Source organism: Tenacibaculum finnmarkense genomovar ulcerans (genome assembly GCF_900239495.1).
Classification (GTDB): domain Bacteria; phylum Bacteroidota; class Bacteroidia; order Flavobacteriales; family Flavobacteriaceae; genus Polaribacter; species Polaribacter ulcerans.
This window is the reverse complement of record NZ_OENE01000019.1, coordinates 97,521-100,748: the sequence shown is the minus strand read 5'-3', so window position 1 is coordinate 100,748 and position 3,228 is coordinate 97,521. Positions and strand designations below refer to the sequence as shown.

Annotated in this window: 1 protein-coding gene; it reads right to left on the bottom strand. The window is 36.5% G+C overall.

Annotated elements, in window-relative coordinates:
* Positions 1-2,958 (bottom strand): beta strand repeat-containing protein (locus tag DPIF8902391_RS07485; protein WP_394810815.1); only part of this gene is annotated, 2,958 nt, incomplete at its 3' end.
* Between the last annotated feature and the right edge of the window lie 270 nt (positions 2,959-3,228).

The following is a 3,228-nucleotide window of genomic DNA, read 5'->3' as shown; positions in this document are numbered from 1 at the left end:
TGCATTATCTGTTAAGCCTGTTGATGTTTCTGTTAATTGATAATCGATTGTCGCTGGTGCTTGGGTAAAACCTGGTTCTGGATCGAATGTTACAATTCCTGTTAAAGGATCTAATGTCCAAGTTCCTTCGTTTGGTATTGTTACAGTTCCATCGGCATTTAAAGTTCCACCTTTTGGTGCTATTAATTTAATACTTGTATTAGAAACCGTTGCTTGGCTTCCATCACTTAATTTATCATTTGGTAATAATGCAATACTAACATCTACTCCTGGAGTTCCTGGAGTTGTATTGGTATCGTCATTCGCGATTGGATCAACTTCAGTATATGCTGCTGTTATTGTTGCGTCATTTGTTTTACCTGTACTTGTTTCTGTTAAGGTATAACTAATATCTGTTGGCGTTTGAGTAAAGCCTGCATCTGGATTAAATGTTACAATTCCTGTTAAAGGATCTAATGTCCAAGTTCCTTCGTTTGGTATTGTTACAGTTCCATCGGCATTTAAAGTTCCACCTTTTGGTGCTATTAATTTAATACTTGTATTAGAAACCGTTGCTTGGCTTCCATCACTTAATTTATCATTTGGTAATAATGCAATACTAACATCTACTCCTGGAGTTCCTGGAGTTGTATTGGTATCGTCATTCGCGATTGGATCTGCTTCAGTATATTCAACATGTACTATTGCTGCTGCTGATGTTAAGGTTGTTGCTATTTCTGTAATCGTATAAGTAATATCTGTTGGGTCGGTTGTAAATCCAGCATCTGGATTAAAGGTCAACTCGCCTGTTGCATCATTATATGCCCAAACTCCTTCGCCCGGTACTGTTACAGTTCCATTCGCATTTAAAGTTCCACTTTTAGGTGCAATTAATGCTACTGTTACATCCGTTGGATCTGCCTGTGTTCCATCTCCTAAAACATCTCCGTCAATTATATTTACTACGGTATCTGCTCCTGGGACATTTCCTGTTGATGAATCGTTGTCTGCAACGGGGAAATTATTCACAGTTAAAGTAGCACTCCCAACACTTTCAATACACACATTATCAGCATGGGTAACTTTTAAATAATACTTATTCCCACCTAATCCTGTAACATCACTAATATTTAATGTTGCTGTTGTTACAGTTGTATAAACTCCTGTATTAGTTAAAGCTGTTCCTGTTGCAGGATCACCAAGATACCATTGATATTGAATACCTGCATCTGCATTTCCTGGTGTTCCATACGTTGGAACTCCTGCAACATATGCTGTTGCTTCGTCTGCAATTGCTGATGTTAAGGTAAAACTTGTTCCTGTTCCTTCGGTTACTGTTTGGTCTGTTAATGCTGTAAAGTCAGCTGTTAATTTCGTTGCTTTATATTCGTTTCCTGTTGCGCCATCATAACCATTAACACCTCCTGTTACTTTTCCATCTGCATCAAAGCCAGTACCATCTAAAATACCATCATTATCAGCATCTATTCCTCCTGATTCTAAAACGTCGTTACATCCGTCGTTATCTGAATCTAAATCATTTGAATCTGGTGTTCCGTCGTTATCGGTGTCTAAACAATATTTTAAATCACCTAAAATACCTATACCTCTAACACCGGGGTCGCTAACTGTTCCTACTTCTTCGTATATAATCGTAATTGATTTTGCTCCATCAGGAACTTGTACTAATATGGTACCTTTATTGTCTTTATCAGAAGTTGCATATCGAATTGCAGTTGCTTGATTATTTACTACTGTAAAAGATGAAGAGGTTTCGCTTACTTTTGTAAGTATTGGATTTCCTTCATCCGAAGTAATTGTAACTTTATCCATTCTAAATCCAAAACCACCTGCATCTATATCTGTAATTTTAAAATTCAGATTATACATTTCTTTAGTGAAATCTATTTGAATTTTAACAGGAGAAGCTCCTTGATTAGCAGCAGGATCAAAAAGCACGGCTAAATCATCTAAAGTTCCAAAGGTTCCAGTACCAGTAGCTGATAAATTTAAAGCTGTTCCTCCAAAAGCATCTAAATCACCAGTAGCTGTCGTTGTTATATCAATAGACATATCAATACCGCCAGCTAATTTTATCGTTCCTGAATCATCTTTTGCTATCCAAGTAAGTGGTGCGGTACCCCATACTGGGCTATTACAATTTTCATTCTCGTTTAAAATACCATCGTTGTCAATATCTACATCACATATATCATTAACATCATCATTATCGGTATCAGTTCCTGCTGCTTCTGTACAAATATCTATATAACATACCGAGTTTATATAACTTACTATTGTGTAGTTTGCATTAGGAGCGCCATAAGCTGCGCCTGTTACTAATCCATTCGCATTTACCTCTGCTGAAGTAATAACTCCGCCGTAAGTACCGTCTGAATTTGTATCAGTATTAGCATTATTATATGCTTCATTAGCATCAGAACAGCCATCACCATCAGAATCTATATTTAAAAAATCCGCAGGATTACCTGTTATTGTGTTTGTATTTGTTGGTGTAAGTCCAAAGCCAAAAAAAGCAGAATCTGGAATTCCACCTGTATCAGAATAATCGGCACCAGAATGGTCTGCTTTCCCATCATTATTAGTATCTGTTCCTCCAGCTTCTACGACATCGTAAATACCATCGTTATCAGCATCTAAATCTAAATGATTTGGAATACCATCGTTATCAGTATCAAAATCAGCTTCTATACTATTATTTACATCGCCTATAGCAGCATTAGTATCATCATCATCTAAATATAAAGGAATACCATCAACATCAGCATCAGCATCTGGATTTTTATTATTTATATTTTCGTCGGTATCTGATATACCATCGTTATCATCATCTGAATCACATACATTATTAATACCATCGGCATCAGGGTCGTTTGCGGTTACTGTACCTAAGATTGCTCCTATTTTACAAGGATCAAAAACTGATAAAGTAGCACTCCCTACACTTTCAATACACACATTATCAGCATGGGTAACTTTTAAATAATATACTGAACCACCTAAGCCTTTAACATCACTAATATTTAATGTTGCTGTTGTTACTGTGCTATAAACTCCTGTATTAGTTAAAGCTGTTCCTGTTGCAGGATCACCAAGATACCATTGATATTGAATACCTATATTTGCGTTTCCTGTTGTTCCATAAACAGGGTTATTACTAGCATCATAAGAAATTGTTGTTTCTGCAGTTGCCGATGTTAAGGTAAAACTTGTTGCTGTTCCTTCAGC